The organism is Pseudomonas khorasanensis, assembly GCF_014268505.2.
GTDB classification, from domain to species: Bacteria; Pseudomonadota; Gammaproteobacteria; order Pseudomonadales; family Pseudomonadaceae; genus Aquipseudomonas; species Aquipseudomonas khorasanensis.
In genome coordinates this window covers 216,734-237,208 of the sequence record NZ_JABWQP020000005.1, presented here as the reverse complement: position 1 = coordinate 237,208, position 20,475 = coordinate 216,734, and the positions used below count along the sequence as shown (strand labels likewise).

The following is a 20,475-nucleotide window of genomic DNA, read 5'->3' as shown; positions in this document are numbered from 1 at the left end:
TTGATCTTGTTTTCAGCGATCCTTACCATCAAAACCAAGATCAAAAGATCGCAGCCTTCGGCAGCTCCTACAGTTGGAGTTATCGGAGTTCAGGGGTCCAGGTCACCCCGAACATCCACGCCCGGCCGTCTTCGCGATAGCCATACTGGCTGCCTTCATAGCTGTAATTGGCCCGGCTATAGCCCTTGTCCAGAACGTTATCCACTTTCAGATCCAGCTTGATCTCTCGGCTCAACGCCCAGCTGCCGCGCAACCCGAACAGCGCATAGCCGCCCAATGATTGCTGGTTTTCACGGTCGTCGTAGCTGCTGCTCACTGCCTGCCAACTGGCGCCGAGGCTCAGTCGGTCAAACTGGCGATCCAGATCCCAGCTCAACGTGCGCCGAGCCCGTCGCGCCAACGTGTGGCCGCTGTCACGGTCACGCGGATCGATGATCGACACACCGAGATTGCTCTGCCAGCCGAGCAGGTCCTGCTTCAGCGCCGCTTCAAAGCCATTGATTCGTGCCGACGCCACGTTCTCGGGACGCGAGTTGCTGCCGAAGATGATCGCGTCTTCCAGGTCGGTGCGGTAAATCGAGGCTTCCAGACGCGTGCTATCGCTTAATTGGCTGCGCCATTGCAACTCGTAGCTTTTCGAAGTTTCCGGTTTCAGGTTCGGGTTACTGAAGTCCGGGTAATACAGATCGTTAAAGGTGGGAGCGCGGAAGCCTTCGCTGTAGCTGAGCAACACGTCATTGTCCGGATTCAGCGGCAAAGTGAAGGTGCCGCTCCAGGTGTTCTGACTGCCGAATTGCTGGTTGTCGTCGTGACGCAGGCCCAGTTCGGTGGAGAAACTGTCGCCCTGATAACGATGCTGAATGAAGGCGGCGCGGTTCCAGCGGCTGTCTTCGTCGAACGCGGTGCTGCTGTTGACCCGGTCTTCGTACCAGTCGCCGCCGACGATCAGGCTGTTACGCGCGTCCAGCGTCAGGTCGTTCTGCCAGTTCACCGAGTCGCGATAGGTATTGAACACCGTGCGCTCGTCGCTGAGTTTGTCGAAAGTTTTTTCGCGGTTTTCGGTATGCCCGAACTCGACGCGGGTTTTCCAGGTTTCGTTGACGCGCGCATCGACATAACTGCTGACGCTGCTGACATTGAAATCGCTGTAAGGCTGCTGCTGCACCGACTCGAACGTGTTCATGTCGAAGCGGCCGAACGGATTGTCGAACTCGCTCTTGCCGCGGTTATCCAGCAGATTGGCGCCGACCTCAATGTCGTCGGTCAGCGCATGGCTCAGGCTCAGGCTGAGGGATTTGTTGCGGTACGCGTCGTGATCGCCGTCGCTAGGATACGAGTCGTGTGTGCGGTCGATCCCGGCGGTCTCATCGAGGCTGGCGCCAAGATTGAAGCGGGTTGTCTCGTCGCCACCGGACAGGCCGAGGCTACGCTCCCAGCTTTGGTGACTGCCGAACCCAAGGTGCAGGCGTGGCTGCAGGCCTTGCTCAGTGCCGCGCCGAGTGAAAATCTGGATCACTCCGCCAATGGCATCGCTGCCGTAAATCACCGAGCGCGAACCGCGCAGCACTTCGATGCGTTCGATCTGCTCGATGTTCAAATGCTGCAGATTGCTGTCGCCGGAGGTGGAATTGCCGATGCGTTGGCCATCCACCAGCACCAGGCTCTGCGCCGACTGCGTGCCTCGGATGTAGATGCCCGGCAAGCTACCGCGCCCGCCGGTCTGCGCCACTTGCACACCCGGTACACGACGCAGCAGGTCGGGCACGTCGCTCGGCTGCAGGCGGTCGATGTCTTCGCGGGTGAACACGGTGTTGGCGGCGCTGCTGTCGTTGCGCGCCTCGACCTGGCGGTTGGCGCTGATCAGCATGTCCGGCAGCTTCAGCGCCTGATCGCGTTCGAATGTGTCAGCGAGGGCGCTGGCGGCGGGCAGCAGCAGGAAGGGCAGGGCGAGGCGCGAGAGGTTCATCGGTGATCCGTAGGTATTTCATGTGTTCGCAAATCAAATGTGGGAGCGAGCCTGCTCGCGAATGCGGTGTATCAGTCAGCACTGATGACTGACAGTCCGCATTCGCGAGCAGGCTCGCTCCCACAGGGTATGGCGTTTTACTTGTTGAGCAATTCCAGCCGCCCGCGAACCGAAGCCTCGATCCCGGCCTCGTCCAGCCCGCATTCCGCCAGCATCTGCGCCGGTTTTGCGTGCTCAACGTAAATGTCCGGCAAGCCCAAGTGCAGCATCGACTTGAGGATGTTCTCGCGCGCCAGGAATTCGCTGACCGCGCCACCGGCGCCGCCCATGATTGCATTCTCTTCGATCGTCACCAGCAACTCGTGGCTGCCGGCAATCTCACGCACCAGCGCCTCATCCAGCGGTTTGACGAAACGCATGTCGACCACGGTCGCATCGAGTTTTTCGGCAACCTTCAGAGCCTCGGTCAGTTGCACGCCAAACACCAGCATCGCGACGTTGCTGCCCTGACGACGGACGATACCCTTGCCGACTTCGATCGGTTCGAGATCTTTGTCGATAGTCGCGTTCGGGCCGCTGCCGCGCGGGTAACGCACCGCCGCCGGGCCGTTGTACAGATGGCCGGTGGTGAGCATTTTGCGCAGCTCGTTTTCATCGCTCGGGGTCATGATGACCATGCCCGGGATGCAGCGCAGGTACGACAGATCGAAGCTGCCAGCGTGGGTCGGGCCGTCTTCGCCAACCAGACCCGCGCGGTCGATGGCGAAGAGCACGTCGAGGTTTTGCACCGCCACATCATGAACAAGCTGGTCGTAACCGCGTTGCAGGAAGGTCGAATAGATCGCCACCACCGGTTTCGCGCCTTCGCAGGCCATGCCGGCAGCGAACGTCACCGCGTGCTGCTCGGCGATCGCCACGTCGAAATATCGCTCGGGGTAACGCTCGCTGAACGCCACCAGATCCGAGCCTTCCTTCATCGCCGGGGTGATCCCCACTAGGCGGGAATCAGCCGCAGCCATGTCGCACAGCCACTCGCCAAACACCGCCGAATACTTCGGCCCGCCGGCTTGCTTCGGCGCGGCGGCCGGGGCGTCGAGGGGCTCGAGCTTGGTGATGGCGTGGTAACCGATCGGGTCGACTTCCGCCGGGGCGAAGCCCTTGCCTTTTTTGGTGACGATGTGCAGGAACTGCGGACCTTTGAGGTCGCGCATGTTGCGCAGCGTGGCGATCAGCGTCGGCAGGTCGTGGCCGTCGATCGGGCCGATGTAATTCCAGCCCAGTTCTTCGAACAGGGTGCCGGGCACCAGCATGCCTTTGGCATATTCTTCGGTGCGACGGGCGATCTCCCAGGCGCCAGGCAGGCGCGACAGGACTTTCTTGCTGCCCTCGCGCATGCTCGCGTAAGTGCGGCTGGAAAGGATCTTCGCCAGATAATTCGACAGACCGCCGACGTTGCGCGAGATCGACATGTCGTTGTCGTTGAGAATCACCAGCATGTTGGCGTTCACTTCTGGCGCGTGGTTCAGCGCCTCGAAGGCCATGCCGGCGGTCAACGCGCCATCGCCGATCACGGCGATGGCCTTGCGATCGCTGTCCTGCAGGCGGGCGGCAATGGCCATGCCCAGTGCAGCACTGATCGAGGTGCTGGAGTGGCCGACGCCAAAGGTGTCGTACTCGCTCTCGGAACGGCGCGGGAACGCAGCGATGCCGTCCTTCTGGCGCAGGCTGGCCATGCGCTCGCGGCGCCCGGTGAGGATCTTATGCGGATACGCCTGATGACCCACGTCCCACAACAGACGGTCGTCTGGCGTGTCGAAGACGTAATGCAGCGCGATGGTCAGCTCGATCACGCCCAGGCCTGCACCGAAATGCCCACCGGTCTGGCCGACCGTGTAGAGCAATTCCAGGCGCAACTCATCGGCCAGGGTTTCCAGCTCGGCTTCGCCTAACCGGCGCAGGCCGTCCGGCGTGTTCGCGCGGTCGAGCAGGGGCGTGGTCGGGCGCTTGCGGGGAATCTCATGAAACGTCGTGGGCATCAGGCGAATCGTTATAGGTATAGAAGATGCGGCAGTTTACCTGATGCATCGCCCCCTGCCCACGCGTTGGTCTTTTTTGGCTGATACGCCGTCAGTTGCGCCGCTCGACGATATACCGGGCCAGCTCGCGCAACGGCTCGGCTGCCGCGTCAAACGGTCGCAGGGCGAGCAGGGCCTGATCGCGCAGCTCCAGCGCGTAGTCCTTGGCTGCGTCCAGACCCAACAGCGCCGGGTAGGTCGGCTTGTCGCGGGCGATATCGGCGCCCTGGCGCTTGCCGAGGGTGGCGGTATCGCTTTCGACGTCGAGAATGTCGTCCTGCACCTGGAAGGCGAGGCCGATGGCTTGCGCATAAGTCTGCAGGGCTTGCAGTTGCGCCGGCTCGGCACGACCGCTGGCGAGGGCGCCTAGCCTCACGCTGACCTCAATCAACGCGCCGGTCTTGTGCCGGTGCATCTGTTCGAGCGCCTGCTGATCGAGCTTCAGTCCCACCGAGCCAAGGTCGATGGCCTGACCGCCGACCATGCCTGCCGGGCCGGCCCCGAGGGACAGCGCGGTGACCATTTGCAGGCGGATATCACTGGCACAATCGCTCAGGCGCGGATCAAGCAGGGCGCTGAACGCCAGGCTGTGCAAGCCGTCGCCGGCGAGGATCGCGCAGGCTTCGTCGAATTTTTTGTGGGTGGTCGGCTGGCCGCGACGCAGATCGTCGTCGTCCATGGCCGGCAGATCATCGTGAACCAGCGAATAAGCGTGGATCAGCTCGACGGCACACGCCGCGCCGTTGGCCTGCTCGGCCTTGCCACCGAGCGCTTCGCAAGCGGCATAGGCCAGCAGGGGCCGCACGCGCTTGCCGCCGTTCATGACGCTGTAGCGCATGGCTTCGTAAAGCCGCGCCAGTTCGGGCAACGGCGCGATGAACAGGGTTTCCAGTGCCGCGTTGACCCGCGCCTGGCTGGTCGCCGTGTACGCTGCAATCATTCTGGCTGTTCCGCGTCGAAAGGTTCTTCGGCGAGCTCGCCATCACGCTCCAGCAGCACCTGAACCTTCTGCTCGGCCTGCGCCAGCGCCGCCTGGCAGTCACGGGTCAGGCCGATGCCCTGCTCGAAAGCGGTCAGCGAGTCTTCCAGCGACAGTTCACCGTTCTCCAGACGCTCGACCAGTGTTTGCAGGTCGGCGAGGGACTGTTCGAAATCCAGTGCAGCTTTTTTGCGGGCCATGGCGGCAATTTCCGGTAGACGTTAAACCGGCGCGACACTAGCAGATAGGGGGGGTATGGGCAAATGAGAGGGCCATCGCCACCCCCCTCCTTAAGGGTCGACGAGTCAGTCTGGATAGTTGATTTTGTAGCGCGTACTGCGTCCGCCGCCTGGCAAACGTTGCAAGCAGCCTTTGTCCAGCAACTCCGCCAGATGTCGCGTCGCGGTGGCTTTGGACACCTTCGCAACCGCCTGATACTGCGCGGCGCTGAGTCCCTGTTCGAAACCGCGCTCACCGCCATCGAGCAAGCGATTGAGTACCTTGATCTGCTCCGCTGAAAGGTCGGATTCGCGGTACGTCTGCCAGAAGCGGGTTTTGCTCAATACCGAGTCGATCCGGATGATGGCTTGCTGCAGGCTGCGCAGCAAAGTCTGCAAAAACCACGTCAGCCAATCGGTGATATCGAGCGTGGCCTTTTGGCTCGACTCGAGAATCCGGTAATAACCGGCGCGATTCTCGAGAATGCTTGCGGACATGGCGTAGAAGCGGATCGCCTGCGCTTCGCCTTGAGCCAGCGCCAGATCGGTGATGGTGCGGGTCAGACGACCGTTGCCGTCATCGAAAGGGTGCAGAGTCACAAACCAGAAATGAGCGATGCCGGCGCGTAACAGCGGATCCAGCGAAACCTGATCGCGGCTGGCTTCGAACCAGTTCAAAAATCGCTCGAGTTGCTGTTCCAGCCCTTGGCGGGGTGGTGCTTCAAAGTGAACCGTTGGCCGGTCAAGTCGTCCGGACACCACCTGCATCGGTTCGTCGCCGCGTAAGGTACCGACGAGCATAGGCCGTGCGCTAAACATCGCTTCCTCGGCCGGGAAAAGCCAGGTGTGCCATTCCAGCAATCGGGTGAGGGTCAGCGGTTGCTCGAAGCCGTGGGTGGCATCGAGCATCAATTGCGCCAACCCTTCGCTACGCTGGCTGACGCTGTCGCGATCAGCCCATTCCAGGCCCAGGCGTCGGGCCAGAGAAGAACGCACGGAGCCGACATTCAGTTGCTCACCTTCGATGGCGGAAGAGGTCACGATGTTCTCAAGCAACGCATCGAGTTCGCTCTGTGCGCTCATCGAGTCGCCCACTGAGCCGGCCATTCCCAAGAGTCGGCCCTGCGTCAGCACGCACTCGCGCAGCAGCGGTGCGAGGCATTCGGCCTGCCAGTTGAAATGGGGCCAACCGGGTTGTTGCCAGATCCAATGCGCAGTCATTGATCACCTGTGAGGAAGCGTGAGCCGAATAAAAAAGATATTCGGCTCATTTGGTGAGCCGAATATGACGACTATTCGGCTCACCGTCCACCCGACTGGCTTGATTCCTACAGCATCAGCCGCTGTATCCGATTGTTAAAAAACTGCCGAATCGCTAATCTTCGCGCCTTCTACGGCCCGATACTCATGGGCCTTTCAGACGGAACGCAGCTTCATCGCTGCGAAGCGCCGAGGATAGGGCGCAAGGTTTCGTTCAAGGCATGGCAGGAGGCGTCACATGCGTTCATTTCTTTTGCTGCTGATCGGCCTCGCCTGCGCGCCTGCGCTCTGGGCGGCGCCGACTGCAGAATTGTCCGAGCCGGTCGGCGGCTGGCGCTATCACGGCTTGCTCGATCGCTCGGAAAACCCGCAAGTCGCCTACCCGACGCCGCCAATCGATCGCGGCGTCCAGCGTAATCGCACGATGATCCAGGGCCGGCTCAAGGCGCTGGGCCATGTACGCCCGCCGCACAGTCTCGCCGTGAATGGCAATCCGTTGAATCTGTACACCGACGATCAGGGTCGTTTTGCGCGGCCCTATGCGTTCGGCGCCGGCTCCAACAGCGTTGAAGTGATCAGTGCAGGCGGCGAATCGCTCAAGCGCGTGCAGTTTTACGAAGCCAATAACCTGCGCACCCCGGCGCGCATTCGTCTTGTTCTGGGCTGGGACGACCCGAAAGCCGAGCTCGATCTGCACATTGTCACGCCCGACGGTCAGCATGCGTTCTGGGCGCGGCCGGCACTGAGCAATGGCGGCGGTCTCGACCCGGATGGCGTCGATGGCCCCGGCCCCGAAATGTTCACCATGACCGCGCCGCTGCACGGTATCTATCTGGTTTACGTCAACTATTGGGGCAACTTCGGCAACGGCGGCTATAACTTCGAGGAGACCAGCAACCAGAACGAGGTGATCACCTCGCAAATCACGCTGGTGCTCAACGAAAACACCGTCGACGAAAAACGCGAAACCTTCATCGTGCCCCTGCGGGCGATCGGTGATCTGCTGCTGGTCAAGACTTTCAACTATTAAGCATCCCGCCACGGATGAATTCGGATGTTGTGCACATGAGCGATAACACTGTTACTCCGGCTGCCGACTCGCCAGCAGCCAAACCCTCGCGGCGCTGGCCGTTGCTGGCGCTCGGGCTTTGCCTGGTCGCCGGCGTGGCGGGCGGTTTTGGCTGGCTGCTGCTCAAGCCCAAGGCGCCGTCCGCTGAACTGGCGGGTGACAAGCTCGGCCTGAGTCGCCCAGATGCCTTGCTCGAATCCCGCTCACTGAGCCAGTTGCCCAAAGATCTGCTGACGGTGCCGTTCCTCAAGGCCACGCTCACCGAGGATTTCGTCTTCTATTACGAAACCCACGCCGACCGCCTCGGGTTGATCGGCAGTCTGCGCCGGATCATCTACGAGCATGATCTGAAACTGCAGGACAGCCTGATCGAGCAGCTTTTCGATCAGCCGGCCGACGTGGCGCTGTGGCGCGGGGTGGATGGCCGTTTGAAGGATTTCCTGTTGGTGATGGATCGCGGCGGGCTGGCGAAGCTGCTTGAACCGTTGGCAAAAGTCGCGCTGGACGACACGCAGCTCAGCGTCTTCGGCAATCTCAAAGTCGGCAGCGACGAGGTGCCGCTGTATCAACTCAGCTACAACGCGAGCAAGTCCCTGCTGTTCGCTTCTCGCGGCGACAAGCTGGTGGTGCTGTCCAACCCTGCCAAGTATTACGACCCGCAAAGCGGCGCGTCCGAAGAATCGGGCCATGTCTCGCCGCAAGCACTGGCGGCACTGCTCAACGGTGAGAAACTGTTCCCCGAAGCCTTCGGCCTGCCAGCGAAGAGCCCAGAAACCAAACAGCGGCTGTCGGTCAATTCCAGCGTTCTGGCGATGGGGTATCAGCGCTTTATCCCCAACTTCGCCGGGCTGCGTTTCGACATGGACGACAAAGGCTGGCACAGCTACCTCGCCATGGATGAGCTGGAAAACCAGCCTGACTTCGATTTCAAACCGGTCTGGCAAGCGATGCCGCTGGGTGCCAGCGCTTGTGTGACCCTGCCGGTGGCGGCCGAACCGCAGAAACCGATTTTGATGAAGCTCGGCGCAGAAGAAACCGTGGCGCAGGCCCTGACCGAACACGTGGCCGGCGCGGCAGGGCTGTGCTGGTACGCCGACTCTCGGTTGTATACGCCGCTGCTGGTCGCCAGCCTCAAGGATGAAGACAGCAGCAAACTCGACGGCGATCTGGGCAAACTGTTCGGCTCGATGGTCGGCGCGTTCGAGTCCCGCGTTGAAGGAAACGTCTTCCCGGTGGTCGAGAAACAGGAAGGCCAAAGCCACGTCTGGCAGCGTCAGGTCAGCTCCAGTTTCGGTCCGTATGCGGCGAAGACCGCCGAAAACCCGGACGCCATCAGCGGCCGCGCGTTCATGAAAGTCAGCCTCGCCCGCCACGGCTCGACGCTGCTGTTTTCCCTCGACGACAAACTCGTCGACAAGGCCCTCGGCACTCTCGACAAACGCTTCCCGCCGATGGCCGACGTGTTGCCCAAGGATGTGCTGATGCCGATCTACTTCGGCCCCGATTCGATGGCGCAACTGATGCAGCAGGAAACCCTCGACAGCCTGCCGCAGGACATGGAACCCGTGTTCTACAACGCCGCGCAAGCCCACCTGATCCCGAAACTGCGCACCCTCGGCGGCTACGGAAAATATGCCCTGACCTTGCCCGAAGGCAGCGAGCCCGATGGCCACTGGCAATGGTTGCCGCTGGAGTGGAAAGCACTGTGACGGCACTGATCCGCAGCCTTGGTCTGCTTGCGCTGCTGCTCAGCGCTGGCGCCCGCGCCGTTGAGGCGCCAGCGCTCGATCCTGCGCAATCCCAAATTTTTCGTGCCTGGTTTGTGCGCATCGCCCAGGAACAACTGAGCCAAGGCCCGAGCCCACGCTGGTATCAGCAGGATTGTGCCGGGCTTGTGCGATTCGCTGCCAACGAAGCGCTGAAGGTTCACGACGACAAATGGCTGCGCAGCAATGGCGTGTCCAATCGCTATCTGCCGCCGGAACTGTCGCTGAGCGACGCGCAGCGCAAGCTCGCCCAACAGTGGCAGCAGGGCGGCGGCAAGGTCGGGCCCTACGTCAATGCAATCAAGCTGATTCAGTTCAACAGCCATCTGGTCGGCCGTGATGTTTCCCAGGCGCGGCCCGGTGATCTGATGTTTTTCGATCAGGGCGACGATCAGCACCTGATGATCTGGATGGGCCGGTACATCGCCTACCACACCGGCGCAACGACCCCTACTGACAACGGCATGCGTTCGGCAAGCCTGCAACAACTCATGACATGGAAGGACACCCGATGGATACCCGACGCAGCCAACCCCAACTTCATCGGCGTCTATCGACTGAACTTCCTCTCCCAATGACCGGTGCCCGCATGCTGCGTATCTGCGCTTCAATTCCTTTGCTGTTGGCGTTGCTGCTGCCAATCGCCACCGTCAACGCTGAAGATTCGGTCGAGCCAAGCGGCTACACGCCGGTGTCCGGGGAAAGCTTTTTCCTCCTGGCCGACAGCAGTTTCGCGGCCGACGAACAGGCCATGGTGCGCCTGGAAGCGCCGGGCCGTGATTACCGTCGCTTCCGCATGGAACCTTATGGCGGCGCCGACATTCGCGTGTACCGCATCGACAAGCCACTGGACTTTCTCAAGCGCCAGAAGAACCTGCATCGCGTGGTCAGCGATGGCCAATTCAAGGGCGAGGGGCTGTCCAACACCCTCGCGTACCTGTGGGACAACTGGTATCGCAAGTCCCGGCGGGTGATGCAGCGCGCCTTCTCCTATGAATCGCGCAAACAGGTCACCGAGGAGGTACCGGAACTGAAGATGGGCGACGCCATCGTAGCGCCGACGCCGTACGACGCGCAGCCGCAATTCGCACTGATCCCGGGTCTCCCGGTGGTCAGCCAGTTCCGTTATCCGCTGTGGCAGGCCAAGCCGATCCAGCCGCCAGCGGGCGTCAATCTGGCCGGGTCTTCGAGCGACTTCGTCAGCGTCGCGCCGGGCAACGTTTATATCCCGCTGGGCAAGCTGAAGCCGGGTCTGTATCTGGTCGAAGCGCTGATCGGCAAGTACCGCGCGACCACCATGGTCTTCGTGTCCAACACTGTCGCGGTGAGCAAGATTGCCGGTGATGAATTGCTGGTATGGGCGGCGCGCAAACACGAAGGCAGCTCGGTGCCGAAGGTCAACGTGTTGTGGACTGACGGCCTCGGCGTGATGAGCAGCGGTGCCACCGATACCGAGGGTCTGCTGCGCCTGAAACACGTCAGCCCCGAGCGTTCGTTCGTGATCGGCGAAGACGAAGAGGGCGGCGTATTCGTCTCGGAAAACTTCTATTACGACAGCGAAATTTACGACACCAAGCTCTATGCATTCACCGACCGGCCGCTGTATCGCCCAGGCGATTGGGTATCGCTGAAAATCGTCGGGCGCGAGTTCAAGAACGCACGTGATTCGGTGCTGCCGGGTGCGGCGGATGTCAGCGTCAGCGTCCTTGATGCCACCGGTACCGAGCTGCAAACGATGGACCTGAAGCTCGATTCCAAGGCCGGTACTCAAGGCCGCTTCCAGTTGCCGGACAACGCCGTTGCCGGCGGTTACGAGATTCGCTTCAACTACAAGGATCAGGCCTACAGCAGCGCCTTCCGTGTGGCCGAATACATCAAGCCGCACTTCGAAATCTCGCTGAATCTGGCCAAGCAGGATTACCGCACCGGCGAACCGGTCAAGGGCAGCCTGGTGTTGCTCTACCCTGACGGAAAACCGGTGGCCAACGCCAAACTGACCCTGAGCCTGCGCGCCCAACAACTGTCGATGGTCGACAACGAGCTGCAATACCTCGGGCAATTTCCGGTAGAACTGACCAGCACCGAACTGACCACCGACAGCAAGGGCAACGCGACACTCGACCTGCCAGCGGCGGACAAACCGAGCCGCTATATGCTCACCGTGTTTGCCAGCGACGGCGCGGCGTATCGGGTCAAGACCACCAAGGAAATCCTTATCGATCGTGGCGCCGCCAGTTTCCGACTGAGTGCACCGCAACGCTTCAGCGCGGTCGGTGACAAGGTGGCGTTCAGCTACGCCAACGAGGGCGGCACCGAGCCGGGCAAACCGGTGACGCCGGGCACGTATGGCTGGGTGCGACTGGAAGATCAAAGCACCGGCGAAGGCAAACTCGCCGCGACAGATAAAGGGTTCAGCATCGCCTTCGAGCGTCCGGGCACATACAACCTCACCTTGAAAGACCAACATGGCCGTGTGCTCGGCGCTACCGGCCATTCAGTCACCGGTGATGGCGTCAAGGCGGTGCCGGGTACCGTCGAAATCGTCCTCGACAAGCCTGAATACAAGGCCGGCGATGAAGCGCTGGCGTTGATCACTTTCCCTGAGCCGGTCAGCGACGCTTTGCTGTCGCTGGAGCGCGACAAGGTCGAGGCCACTGCGCTGCTGGCCAAGGGGGGGGACTGGCTGAAACTGGAAAAACTCAGCGAGACCCAGTACCGCGCACGCATCCCGGTGAAGGATAGCTTCGCGCCGAACCTGACCTTCTCCGTCCTGTACACCAAGGGCGGGCAGTACAGCTTCCAGAACGCCGGCATCAAGGTGACCGCGCCGCAGATCGACGTGGCGATCAGCACCGATAAAGCGGTGTATCTGCCGGGCGACACGGTCACCGTCGACCTCATGACTCAGTTCGCCGGCAAGGCAATACCGGCGCACCTGACCGTCAGCGTCGTCGATGAAATGGTCTATGCGCTGCAACCGGAAGTCGCGCCGTCCATCGACCAGTTCTTCTATCACCCGCGTCGCAACAACGTGCGCACCAGCGCCAGCCTGTCGTTCATCAGTTACGACGTGGCGTTGCCGGGCAGCCCCGGCGCGCCAGGCAAGGCCAACCGCAGCGAACGCGGGGTGAAAGTGCTGGAGCGCCCACGGCGTGAAGACGTCGATACCGCCGCATGGCAGCCAGAGTTGCTGACCGGCGCCGACGGCAAAACCCGCTTCACCTTCAAGATGCCGGACTCGCTGACCCGCTGGCGCATCACCGCCCGGGCGATCGCCGACGACGGTCAGGTCGGGCAGAAGAAGCAGTTTGTACGCTCGGAAAAACCGCTGTACCTGAAGTGGAGCGGGCCGAGCAAATTTCGCAAGGGTGACCAACCGCAACTTGGTGTGTTCGCCTTCAGCCAGGCCGACAAACCGGTCAAGGCTGAACTGGTCACTCGCTACGCCGGCGCCGAACACCGCCTGCCGGTGACGTTGAACAGCGGCATCAATTATCTGCAAATTCCGCCATTCGCCCTGGCCTCTGGCGAGTGGACGGCGGAACTGGTGCAGGACGGCAAGACGGCTGACGCCCTTGCCGTGCGCCTGAGCGCGACCGGGGACGGCTGGCAAGTCACCCAGACGCAGAGCGTCGACGTGGTCAGCGGCGATACGGCCCTGCGTCTGCCGGCGGATGCCACGGATATTCGCCTGCGCCTGGACGACAGTCCGCAAGCGCTGTTCCGTTCAGCGCTGGACGATCTGCTCGGTTACCCCTACGGCGGCGTCGAGCAAACGGCGAGTCGTTTGCTGCCGCTGAGCATCGCTTATCCATCGCTGGCATCGAACCCGCAGATCCGCGACCGCTTGCGTTTGATCATGCAGAACAGCCGCTTGCGTCTGGTGCAAATGGCCGGGCCATCGGCGAGTTTTACCTGGTGGGGTTACGACGGTGAGCCGGATGCCTTCCTCACCGCCTACGCTTATTACGCCGACTGGAACGCCAGCCGAGTGCTGGAGCTGACCTTACCGCCGGAGCATTGGCTGCGAGTGCTGGAGGTCTACGCCAAACAGGCGCCGAACACGCCGCTGCTGCAACGGGCGCTGATCCTGTCGTTCGCCAGACAGATGCAACTGCCGGTCAATACATTGCTCAGTGGTTTGCTGGACGATCTGGCGAAGGCCGGTGACGGTAATGCCGAAACGCTGATGGATGATGACGCAGAGAGTCTGGTGATGAGCGATCCGGATTCGGCGTTGGGGCTGGCAGCGGCGCGTGTCCTGGCCGCTTCCATGGCGACGCAGGCGAAGGTCGCTTTGCCTGAGCCCTTCAACCGTCAGCTCGGCGCTGCGCAACAGCGCCTGTCGGTCAGTTCGCAGCCGTTCGTTGAGGCGCTGAACCTGTCGCTGCAACCGTTCGACCAGGCTCGCGCGACGGCGCTTTTGCAACGTCTGTTGCCGCAACAATCGACACTGGAACGTGCGCTGGCGCTGACCTGGCTGCAACGCAGCATCGCCCAGGCATCACCGACCATCGCGCTGATGCCGGGGGACGGCTGGAAGAAAAACCATGGCGTTAGTGGCGAGATGTATTGGACGTGGCAAGGCGCGACGCCGGTGCCGAGTGTGCTGACCGTTTCCGGCACTCAGGAACGACCGTTGCGCGCAGCGCTGAGCTATCAGACGCAGCAACCGCCGGTCGATCCGATGGCTGTGACCATCACCCGTCGCCTGTCGCGGCTGGTGCCGGGCGAGGAGGCGTTCACTTTCAAACTGGAGCCGGTCGGCAGCAAGCCGCTGTCCAGCGACAGCTTGTATCTGGACGAAGTCATCCTGACCAACAAGGCGCCCAAACCGCTGCGCTACGGCATGCTCGAAGTGCCGCTGCCGCCGGGCGCTGATGTCGAACGCACGACATGGGGCATCAAGCTGCAGGGCAAGGACGGCACCGAACCGACCGCGCTGGAGAAGGCGCGTTTCGAGCCGGGGCAACTGGCCTACGCGGTGCCGGTGGATGCACTGAGTGGTGAATTGCGTCTGCGCCATTTGGTGCGCTTCTCGCAAAAAGGCCAGTTCAGCCTGCCGCCGGTGCGCTTCAAGCAGGTCTACGCGCCGCAGCATCAGGCTCAGGAAACCAAGGCTGCCCTCGGCCAGGTCACGGTCAACTGACATGACCCGGCCGCTGCTGTGGCTGATGATGTGGCTGATTCCTGCGCTGGCGACGGCGCAGGAAGAACCGTTGCGCGTGGCTTACAAGGGCGAGTTGCTGTCGTTGAATCAGACGCAACTGATCGCCCGCGAGCCGTTGCCGTCGTCACTGGATACACCGCTCGGCAGTCTGTGGAAGCTGTTTGTCTACGCGTGGCTGGTGGATACCGGCGCGCGTGAACCGGCGTACGAATGTCGCGGGCAGTCCAGGGAAGAAGTTTATTGCTGCTCGGCGGGCGGCCGGATCGAGCGTGATCAGGCGCTGGTGAAATCCTGTGGGTTGTATTTTGAACCTGCGCGGTTGGGGATTTCGGCTTCTGACTGGCGAGCGTATTGGCAAGCCCGGCAAGCACCGGCGTGGCTGCTGGACTTGCCTTCGGTGCAACCGGCCACGCGGGTTACTGTCGCCGATCTGCTCAAGCTGCTGGCTTCATTGCCCGCTCAGGATCAAATGCGTCGAGTGCTGCTCGACGTGCCGCTGAACGCGGCGGACGGCAATGTCGTCGGCGAACTCGGCGGACGTCTGCGGGTGAAGACCTGGAGCTGGCTCGGCGATCAGGATCCGCAATCGCGACAGGGTGGCTTCGCCGGCTGGACGGTCGACGGCGCGCCTGTATGGGCGGGTGGGCGAGGCACCAGTCAGATGGTTCTGCGTCATTACGGGCAGGCGCTGGCGACCGTGTTACCTGTCGCATGGCCGGCAGACGCGGGGCGATGCGTGGAAGTTGGCTTGTTCTCGCGTTATCCGCTGGCGCGGGTGCTGAAGGGTGAGCGCGTTGCTGCGTCCGGCCCGTTGCTCGGCGACTACCGCGTCGAATTTGCCAACGGTAACGCACTGGACGTTCGCAGCGACGGCGAGCTGTTCCTGCTCAACGACAAACTCGTCGCCAGGCTTGATCGCGAAGAATACGTTGCCCGCGTCCTCGAACGTGAAGCCAGGCCCGAACCCGCCGAGGCTGCCAAAGCGCTCGCCGTGGCCATCCGCACCTACTTGCTGCAAAACGCCACACGCAACGGCGACTGTCTGAGCATCGACGACAGCAGCAATCGCCAACGCGTCGCACCGCGCCCGGCTTCCAGCGCCTCCCGTAACATCGCCGCCTGGACGGCCGATCTGGTGTTGGCCGGCAGCGCGGTCAACTATCACTCCGATCAGCCCGGCCCGGACAAACTCGCCTGGCAGCAAGCCGTCGAACAAGCCAATGCCGGCCAACGCTACGACGCCATCCTGCTGCACGCCTACCCGCGTGCCAGCCTCAGCCGCTGGGACAACCCGGTCGCCTCCTGCGAAACATTGCCTGCCGCGCAAGACTGGCTGCAAAAACAGCGACGGGGCTGGCGCCAGGCACTTGAAAGCGAAACCGGCTACAACGAAGTCAGCACGTTCGCCGTCTGCAAACTCGCCTTTGGCCGCCCCTTCGTCGACCGCGAACGTCGGCGCATCTATGTACGCGGCGTGCTGACCCTGCAGGACCGCCTCGATCTGACCCACGAATATCTGCACCTGGCCTTCGAAGCCCACCCCAACGGCCAGGACGAAACCTACATCGAAGGGCTCGCCCGTCACCTTTTGCTGGAATAGACCATGACAACCCGTTATCCACAGGTCTTGCTGCTGCTCTGCGCGCTCAACGCACTGCCGCAGGCTTTCGCCGCCGATGGCGTCAAACTGGACACCCCCGTCGGCGGCTGGCGCAGCGGCGCACCCGAAGGCGAGGGCGAGCGCTTTCGCCAGACTGTCAATTATCCCGCTTCATCGGTAAACACCCCGATCGGCCAGGCCAATACCGCGCGCATCAGCGGCGAAATCAAAGCCAGCCCGAAAAACAACGAACCCGGCCGACTCATCGTCAACGGCGTCAGCATGCCCCTGAAAATCGGCGACAGCGGCCGCTTCGACCGCCCGTTCTCCTTTCCCAACGGCAGCAACAGCGTCGAAGTCCGCAGCCCCGACGGCCAGCAACGTCACCGCACGCAGTTCCTCAACACCCGCGGCGGCGCCACTCCGGCCAAGTTGCGCGTCCTTTTGGCCTGGGACAGCGACGGCACCGACCTGGATTTGCACTTGATCACCCCCGACGGTGCCCACATCTGGTACGGCGACCGCACCGCCGCCAATGGCGCCGCGCTGGATGTCGACGTCACCACCGGCTACGGCCCGGAAATCGCCGCCATGCCCGCGCCGATCAAGGGGCAGTATCTGGTCTATGTGAATTATTTTGGTGGCGGGTATCGCGGGGACGACGAGGGCGGGGAAGCGGCGGTGCAGGCGCTGACGACGGCACAGGTGACCGTCATCACCGAAGAAGGGACGCCGAGCGAGAAGATGGAGACGTTTGTGGTGCCGATGCGGGCGGTGGGGGAGTTGACCTTGGTGAAGTCGTTCAGTTATCCGTGAGAGAAATCAGGCAGCAGGTTGCTGCCCGATTTATTCGATCGCATTTCAGGCCGCTAACCCAGACCGGAAACTACTGGATGTCAGCCGCTTGAGCGCAATATCCAGTGCTTGTTCATCGAAGAGTTTGCTCTTGCGAGCCGCAGCACCGGCGCCACCATCCCAATGCTTCATAGCCTCACGTACCGCAGGAACAGTCGCAGGTACCCCCTCCTGGCTCAACAGCCAATCAACCGTGGCTAATAACTCCATCCCGAAGGGCGATTCGAAACCGTCAATTAGCTGAGCCGTGCGTTCCAAGGCTTGTGAGTATTCCTTGGCCTCAGTCTTGAGGTAGGCTTGCAAAAAAGCTTTGCGCTCTTGGTCAAACCAGATCACATCGCTGATGCCAGCGTCACTTATGCGCTTGTCACAGTGCAGATAGCTGCCATCAAGGTTATCGAGCAAGTGCTCTAGCCGGTTCGCATATGGGCCATATTTATGAGCGACAAACTTCAGGTTCAAAGGGTTCTCTGTATTGGGTAACTGCTCGATAGCGCGCTCAAGAAACCAGGCCAGCTTCTGAATTTCCAGCAGACTGCACTCCATGCCTAAAACCCAGTAACGACGAACCAGTTCGGCGATAAGAGCACGGGCAGGCGTGAGTTTTTCCACGCCCGTGCGTTTGGCGACATTCAAATACTGGTTGGACGGTTCGAACACCAAGACATCAGCATCCAGATCACCCAACACGTTGACAATCTGCTCACGTACTTCCGGCCACTTCAAACCGCCATTGCCAGCTCCTAACGGTGGAACCGCGACGGATTTCACATCGTTTTCAAGCAGGAACCGCCGCAGGTCATGCAAGCCTTCGGTAATCCATGCCATTTGCGACGGCGACCGCCAGTGGCGCTTGGTAGGAAAATTCACAATCCAGCGAGGGCCATCAAGTTCGTCGGTGGCTGTCACGTGCATTTTGCCGGTTTCTACTTCGTTCGCTTTGCATGCTGCAGCATATAAGCGGTAATTCTGCGCAAAGCGTTCTTTGAACATCAATGCGATGCCCTTGCCCATTACGCCCACGGTATTCACCGTGTTGACGAGGGCTTCGGCTTTGGCTTCCAGAAGGTTGCCTTGGGTGAATCTGATCATTGGAAATACCATTTGGGACGCGCATGGACAGCCAGCGTCAGGCCTCTGGCTGCGACGTCTGCTTCTATGCGTACTTTCATTGCATCGGTGTGGCACATGATGCCCAGTAGTCCCGTAATCGGTAAGTGATGGTGAATCAGCGCCTCAGCCTGGTAACGCTCCATTTTGCGGGGATCATCAGGATCGCGCTTGAAGTCGCGTCGTTGAAGGATAGACCAATCGATCTGGTCGAGATTCGCCAGATCGCTGTAATAGTTTGTCCAGCTCGGATAGGCGTGTGCGTTTGTGAAGACAAACGGTAGACCGAGCTCTTCAACTCGATACAGGCTTGAGACCAGAATCACGATCTCGTCATTGCTGCGTTGCTGAACACTCCACCCAGAGTGGATGTTCTGCATCATCACCGAGAAGGGCGTGAAATAGAAGGGCACGTAGTCGGCAAGAACGCCTTCGGGGGGGATAGGCACGTGGCGGGAACGGCGTTTGTCGATCAGGTCGACATTGCCAATGTTCACGTATCGAGGTGCCTGTACTTCCGAGTTTGCGCAATGCAGACCGTTGTCCAGAATCCAGGGCAGGTTATCGCGATGGACGATACGCACAGTCGCTGCGATTCTAAAGTGCCATCAATTTTGACCGCAAGCACAACAGGGTAATAAATACATTTATCCGCGAGCCCTGGCTAATCTGGAAAAACGCCACAAAGCGCATTGCCCTGATAACCATGAACAATCGGCCCCAGCACCATGAACGGGCCGCAGGCGTAGAACGGCGACGGCACTGTTTGTTTTGAATAGAGCAAAACGATTTCATTGCCAGACGCGTCACGTCCGAAGGACTGCTCGGAGTACGACGAACACACGGGCAATTTCAACGGCACGGGAATGATCAGCGCCCAAACCGTGATGCCACACCACTCACGTTGGGGCGTTGATTGAACGGTTCGGGTGACCGCTGGAGGGATCGAGCGAGCGCTTAGAACTTTGTACTCATCAGTTCTGTGCGTGGTTTTCTCAGGCAAAGCCACGATGGCACCGACGCAGCCGCAAAGGTGAAAACTCATCGCGGCGATCAGGATGACTGGCCCGAGCATTGTGAAACGAGGGGTGAATCGCACGTTTTAACTTCCTTGTGAAACGCTTCAGAACTGCAGTGCCCAGTTTGTTCGATTCCTTTGCGCGAGGCCTAGCCTTTCTGCAGACATTAAAAAGCCGGCTTGTGGCCGGCTTCTCGGGGACTGGCTTGGTTTATTTTTGGTAAACCGCGCCAGCCTTCAAAACGTACATCCGGATCTGCGTCCGGGTGCGGGACTTGGTCAGACGTTGGTCTGCCGCGTCGGACGCCATCTGAGCCGCGGGGGCGGGTCGATGCGCAAATGTGGGGCGCAGGATACTGAGTTTTGCTTTGGATTCCCAGCCTCAAGTGCGGGTTAGAGCTACTGAAGGGGTACGAACTCTGGATTTGTACCGGTTTTCAGGGCCTGTTCGCGAGCAGGCTCGCTCCCACAGGTTCTGTGTATAGATTGAGATCGGCGAGCGCATCATAGAAACGGCACCACCGGCCGCCGCTTGCCCAGTGTCGACCACCAGAACACCCATCCAATGATATGAATTCTCTGCTCCTCGATCTGCGCCGGCCTGAAAATTTCGTCGGGGTATTCGGCGTTGTTGTGGCTGCGCATGCGCAAGCCGTTGCCGGGCATGCGGTGCAGGTATTTGATGCGCAGCATGCCGTCGTGTTCGATGGCGTAGATTTCGCCGTCGACAACCTGGGTCAGGCCGCGGTCGATGGCGACGATGGAGCCGTCTTCGATGCGGTCGGCCATGCTGTTGCCGATCATGTGGGCGCAGATGGCGTTGGCGTGCTGGATGTCGAGCTGGTCGAGGTGAGCGCGGGGCAGGCGCAGGGATTGATCGGGGTCGAGGATGACGTGGGTCTTGCCGTCGCCGTTGGCGATCGGGGTTTCCTTGAAGAAGGCCAGGTCAATGTCGCTGGGGTTGATGACGGTGTAGACGCCGCAGATAGCCTGGGCATCGAAGGTGTCGCCGTTGCTGGCGGGCGGGTGCAGGCGCGGGACGTCCTTGACGCCTTCCCCGGTTTTCAGCCATTCACTATTGATCGACAACAGGCGTGAGACTTCTTCCATGCGATACGCCGGGACGCCCCGGGTGTACCAGTTATGAACGTTTTGGGCTTCCGTGCCCCAGAACCTTGCGAAATCCGTGGTGCTGATGTTCGCTGCTTCCAGGAGTGCCTTGAATCGTGGACCGCTAGTGTTCTTTCTCATAAACACAGAGTCTACGGCCGGACTAGAGCGGTTTGAATAAACCGGGCGTTCAAAAAAAGCCTGTATTTTGCGACGGGATGTAAGACGTGCTTGTGGGAAATTAAACAGATTAAAACTGCATGTAGGAATTTAAACGTT

15 protein-coding genes are annotated in these 20,475 nt (G+C 61.0%); 6 read left to right on the top strand and 9 right to left on the bottom strand.

Annotated features, from left to right (window positions below):
* Positions 1-79: 79 nt before the first annotated feature.
* The 5 genes from HU727_RS14305 to HU727_RS14285 all read right to left on the bottom strand — a co-directional run bounded on the left by HU727_RS14305 (position 80) and on the right by HU727_RS14285 (position 6,459).
* Positions 80-1,966 (bottom strand): TonB-dependent receptor domain-containing protein, encoded by a 1,887-nt coding sequence (locus HU727_RS14305; RefSeq protein ID WP_186532332.1) that lies wholly within the window; start codon positions 1,964-1,966, stop codon positions 80-82.
* A gap of 137 nt (positions 1,967-2,103) precedes the next feature.
* Entirely contained in the window at positions 2,104-4,002 is a 1,899-nt protein-coding gene (gene dxs, locus HU727_RS14300; RefSeq protein WP_186532333.1) for a 1-deoxy-D-xylulose-5-phosphate synthase, read from the bottom strand.
* A gap of 91 nt (positions 4,003-4,093) precedes the next feature.
* A complete protein-coding gene (gene ispA, locus HU727_RS14295; RefSeq protein WP_186532334.1) occupies positions 4,094-4,981 on the bottom strand; it encodes a (2E,6E)-farnesyl diphosphate synthase in 888 nt (295 codons plus the stop codon).
* Positions 4,978-5,220: an exodeoxyribonuclease VII small subunit gene (locus HU727_RS14290; protein ID WP_003228627.1), complete on the bottom strand. Its 243-nt coding sequence runs from the start codon at positions 5,218-5,220 to the stop codon at positions 4,978-4,980. The genes ispA and HU727_RS14290 overlap by 4 nt, the downstream gene beginning before the upstream one ends.
* Before the next feature lie 105 nt (positions 5,221-5,325).
* Positions 5,326-6,459, bottom strand: a complete 1,134-nt coding sequence (locus HU727_RS14285; protein ID WP_186532335.1) for a Fic family protein — start codon at positions 6,457-6,459, stop codon at positions 5,326-5,328.
* A gap of 277 nt (positions 6,460-6,736) precedes the next feature.
* Between HU727_RS14285 and HU727_RS14280 the strand changes: the two genes are divergently transcribed.
* The 6 genes from HU727_RS14280 to HU727_RS14255 are packed head-to-tail and all read left to right on the top strand — an operon-like array spanning position 6,737 to position 16,919.
* Complete coding sequence (locus HU727_RS14280) at positions 6,737-7,528, top strand: YfaP family protein (RefSeq protein WP_186532336.1); 792 nt, start codon at positions 6,737-6,739, stop codon at positions 7,526-7,528.
* 35 nt (positions 7,529-7,563) lie between these two features.
* Positions 7,564-9,276: a DUF2138 domain-containing protein gene (locus tag HU727_RS14275; protein ID WP_186532337.1), complete on the top strand. Its 1,713-nt coding sequence runs from the start codon at positions 7,564-7,566 to the stop codon at positions 9,274-9,276.
* Positions 9,246-9,911: a DUF1175 domain-containing protein gene (locus HU727_RS14270; RefSeq protein ID WP_186532338.1), complete on the top strand. Its 666-nt coding sequence runs from the start codon at positions 9,246-9,248 to the stop codon at positions 9,909-9,911. Before HU727_RS14275 ends, HU727_RS14270 begins: the two co-directional genes overlap by 31 nt.
* Positions 9,908-14,482, top strand: a complete 4,575-nt coding sequence (locus HU727_RS14265) for an alpha-2-macroglobulin family protein (protein WP_186532339.1) — start codon at positions 9,908-9,910, stop codon at positions 14,480-14,482. The genes HU727_RS14270 and HU727_RS14265 overlap by 4 nt, the downstream gene beginning before the upstream one ends.
* Before the next feature lies 1 nt (position 14,483).
* A complete protein-coding gene (locus HU727_RS14260; RefSeq protein WP_186532340.1) occupies positions 14,484-16,103 on the top strand; it encodes a DUF2300 domain-containing protein in 1,620 nt (539 codons plus the stop codon).
* A 3-nt stretch (positions 16,104-16,106) separates the two neighbouring features.
* Complete coding sequence (locus tag HU727_RS14255) at positions 16,107-16,919, top strand: YfaP family protein (protein WP_186532341.1); 813 nt, start codon at positions 16,107-16,109, stop codon at positions 16,917-16,919.
* Between the two features lie 45 nt (positions 16,920-16,964).
* On the opposite strand, the gene darG is transcribed toward HU727_RS14255, so the two are convergent.
* The 4 genes from darG to HU727_RS14235 form a co-directional block, all read right to left on the bottom strand.
* Positions 16,965-18,050 (bottom strand): type II toxin-antitoxin system antitoxin DNA ADP-ribosyl glycohydrolase DarG, encoded by a 1,086-nt coding sequence (darG, locus tag HU727_RS14250; RefSeq protein WP_186532342.1) that lies wholly within the window; start codon positions 18,048-18,050, stop codon positions 16,965-16,967.
* Positions 18,047-18,664: a type II toxin-antitoxin system toxin DNA ADP-ribosyl transferase DarT gene (gene darT, locus HU727_RS14245; RefSeq protein ID WP_186532510.1), complete on the bottom strand. Its 618-nt coding sequence runs from the start codon at positions 18,662-18,664 to the stop codon at positions 18,047-18,049. Before darT ends, darG begins: the two co-directional genes overlap by 4 nt.
* A gap of 68 nt (positions 18,665-18,732) precedes the next feature.
* Entirely contained in the window at positions 18,733-19,167 is a 435-nt protein-coding gene (locus HU727_RS14240; protein ID WP_367617013.1) for a hypothetical protein, read from the bottom strand.
* Positions 19,168-19,590: 423 nt separating this feature from the next.
* The gene (locus tag HU727_RS14235; RefSeq protein WP_186532343.1) at positions 19,591-20,337 is read right to left on the bottom strand and encodes a S24 family peptidase; all 747 of its coding nucleotides are present in this window, start codon (positions 20,335-20,337) and stop codon (positions 19,591-19,593) included.
* Positions 20,338-20,475: the final 138 nt, after the last annotated feature.

Bases quoted from the DNA above. Each gene is read 5' to 3' on its own strand.
- HU727_RS14255 (WP_186532341.1), top strand. From the start codon at position 16,107: ATGACAACCCGTTATCCACAGGTCTTGCTGCTGCTCTGCGCGCTCAAC.
- HU727_RS14290 (WP_003228627.1), bottom strand. From the start codon at position 5,220: ATGGCCCGCAAAAAAGCTGCACTGGATTTCGAACAGTCCCTCGCCGAC.
- HU727_RS14235 (WP_186532343.1), bottom strand. From the start codon at position 20,337: ATGAGAAAGAACACTAGCGGTCCACGATTCAAGGCACTCCTGGAAGCA.
- HU727_RS14285 (WP_186532335.1), bottom strand. From the start codon at position 6,459: ATGACTGCGCATTGGATCTGGCAACAACCCGGTTGGCCCCATTTCAAC.
- dxs (WP_186532333.1), bottom strand. From the start codon at position 4,002: ATGCCCACGACGTTTCATGAGATTCCCCGCAAGCGCCCGACCACGCCC.
- ispA (WP_186532334.1), bottom strand. From the start codon at position 4,981: ATGATTGCAGCGTACACGGCGACCAGCCAGGCGCGGGTCAACGCGGCA.
- HU727_RS14280 (WP_186532336.1), top strand. From the start codon at position 6,737: ATGCGTTCATTTCTTTTGCTGCTGATCGGCCTCGCCTGCGCGCCTGCG.
- HU727_RS14270 (WP_186532338.1), top strand. From the start codon at position 9,246: ATGGTTGCCGCTGGAGTGGAAAGCACTGTGACGGCACTGATCCGCAGC.
- darG (WP_186532342.1), bottom strand. From the start codon at position 18,050: ATGATCAGATTCACCCAAGGCAACCTTCTGGAAGCCAAAGCCGAAGCC.
- HU727_RS14260 (WP_186532340.1), top strand. From the start codon at position 14,484: ATGACCCGGCCGCTGCTGTGGCTGATGATGTGGCTGATTCCTGCGCTG.
- HU727_RS14275 (WP_186532337.1), top strand. From the start codon at position 7,564: ATGAGCGATAACACTGTTACTCCGGCTGCCGACTCGCCAGCAGCCAAA.
- HU727_RS14265 (WP_186532339.1), top strand. From the start codon at position 9,908: ATGACCGGTGCCCGCATGCTGCGTATCTGCGCTTCAATTCCTTTGCTG.
- HU727_RS14305 (WP_186532332.1), bottom strand. From the start codon at position 1,966: ATGAACCTCTCGCGCCTCGCCCTGCCCTTCCTGCTGCTGCCCGCCGCC.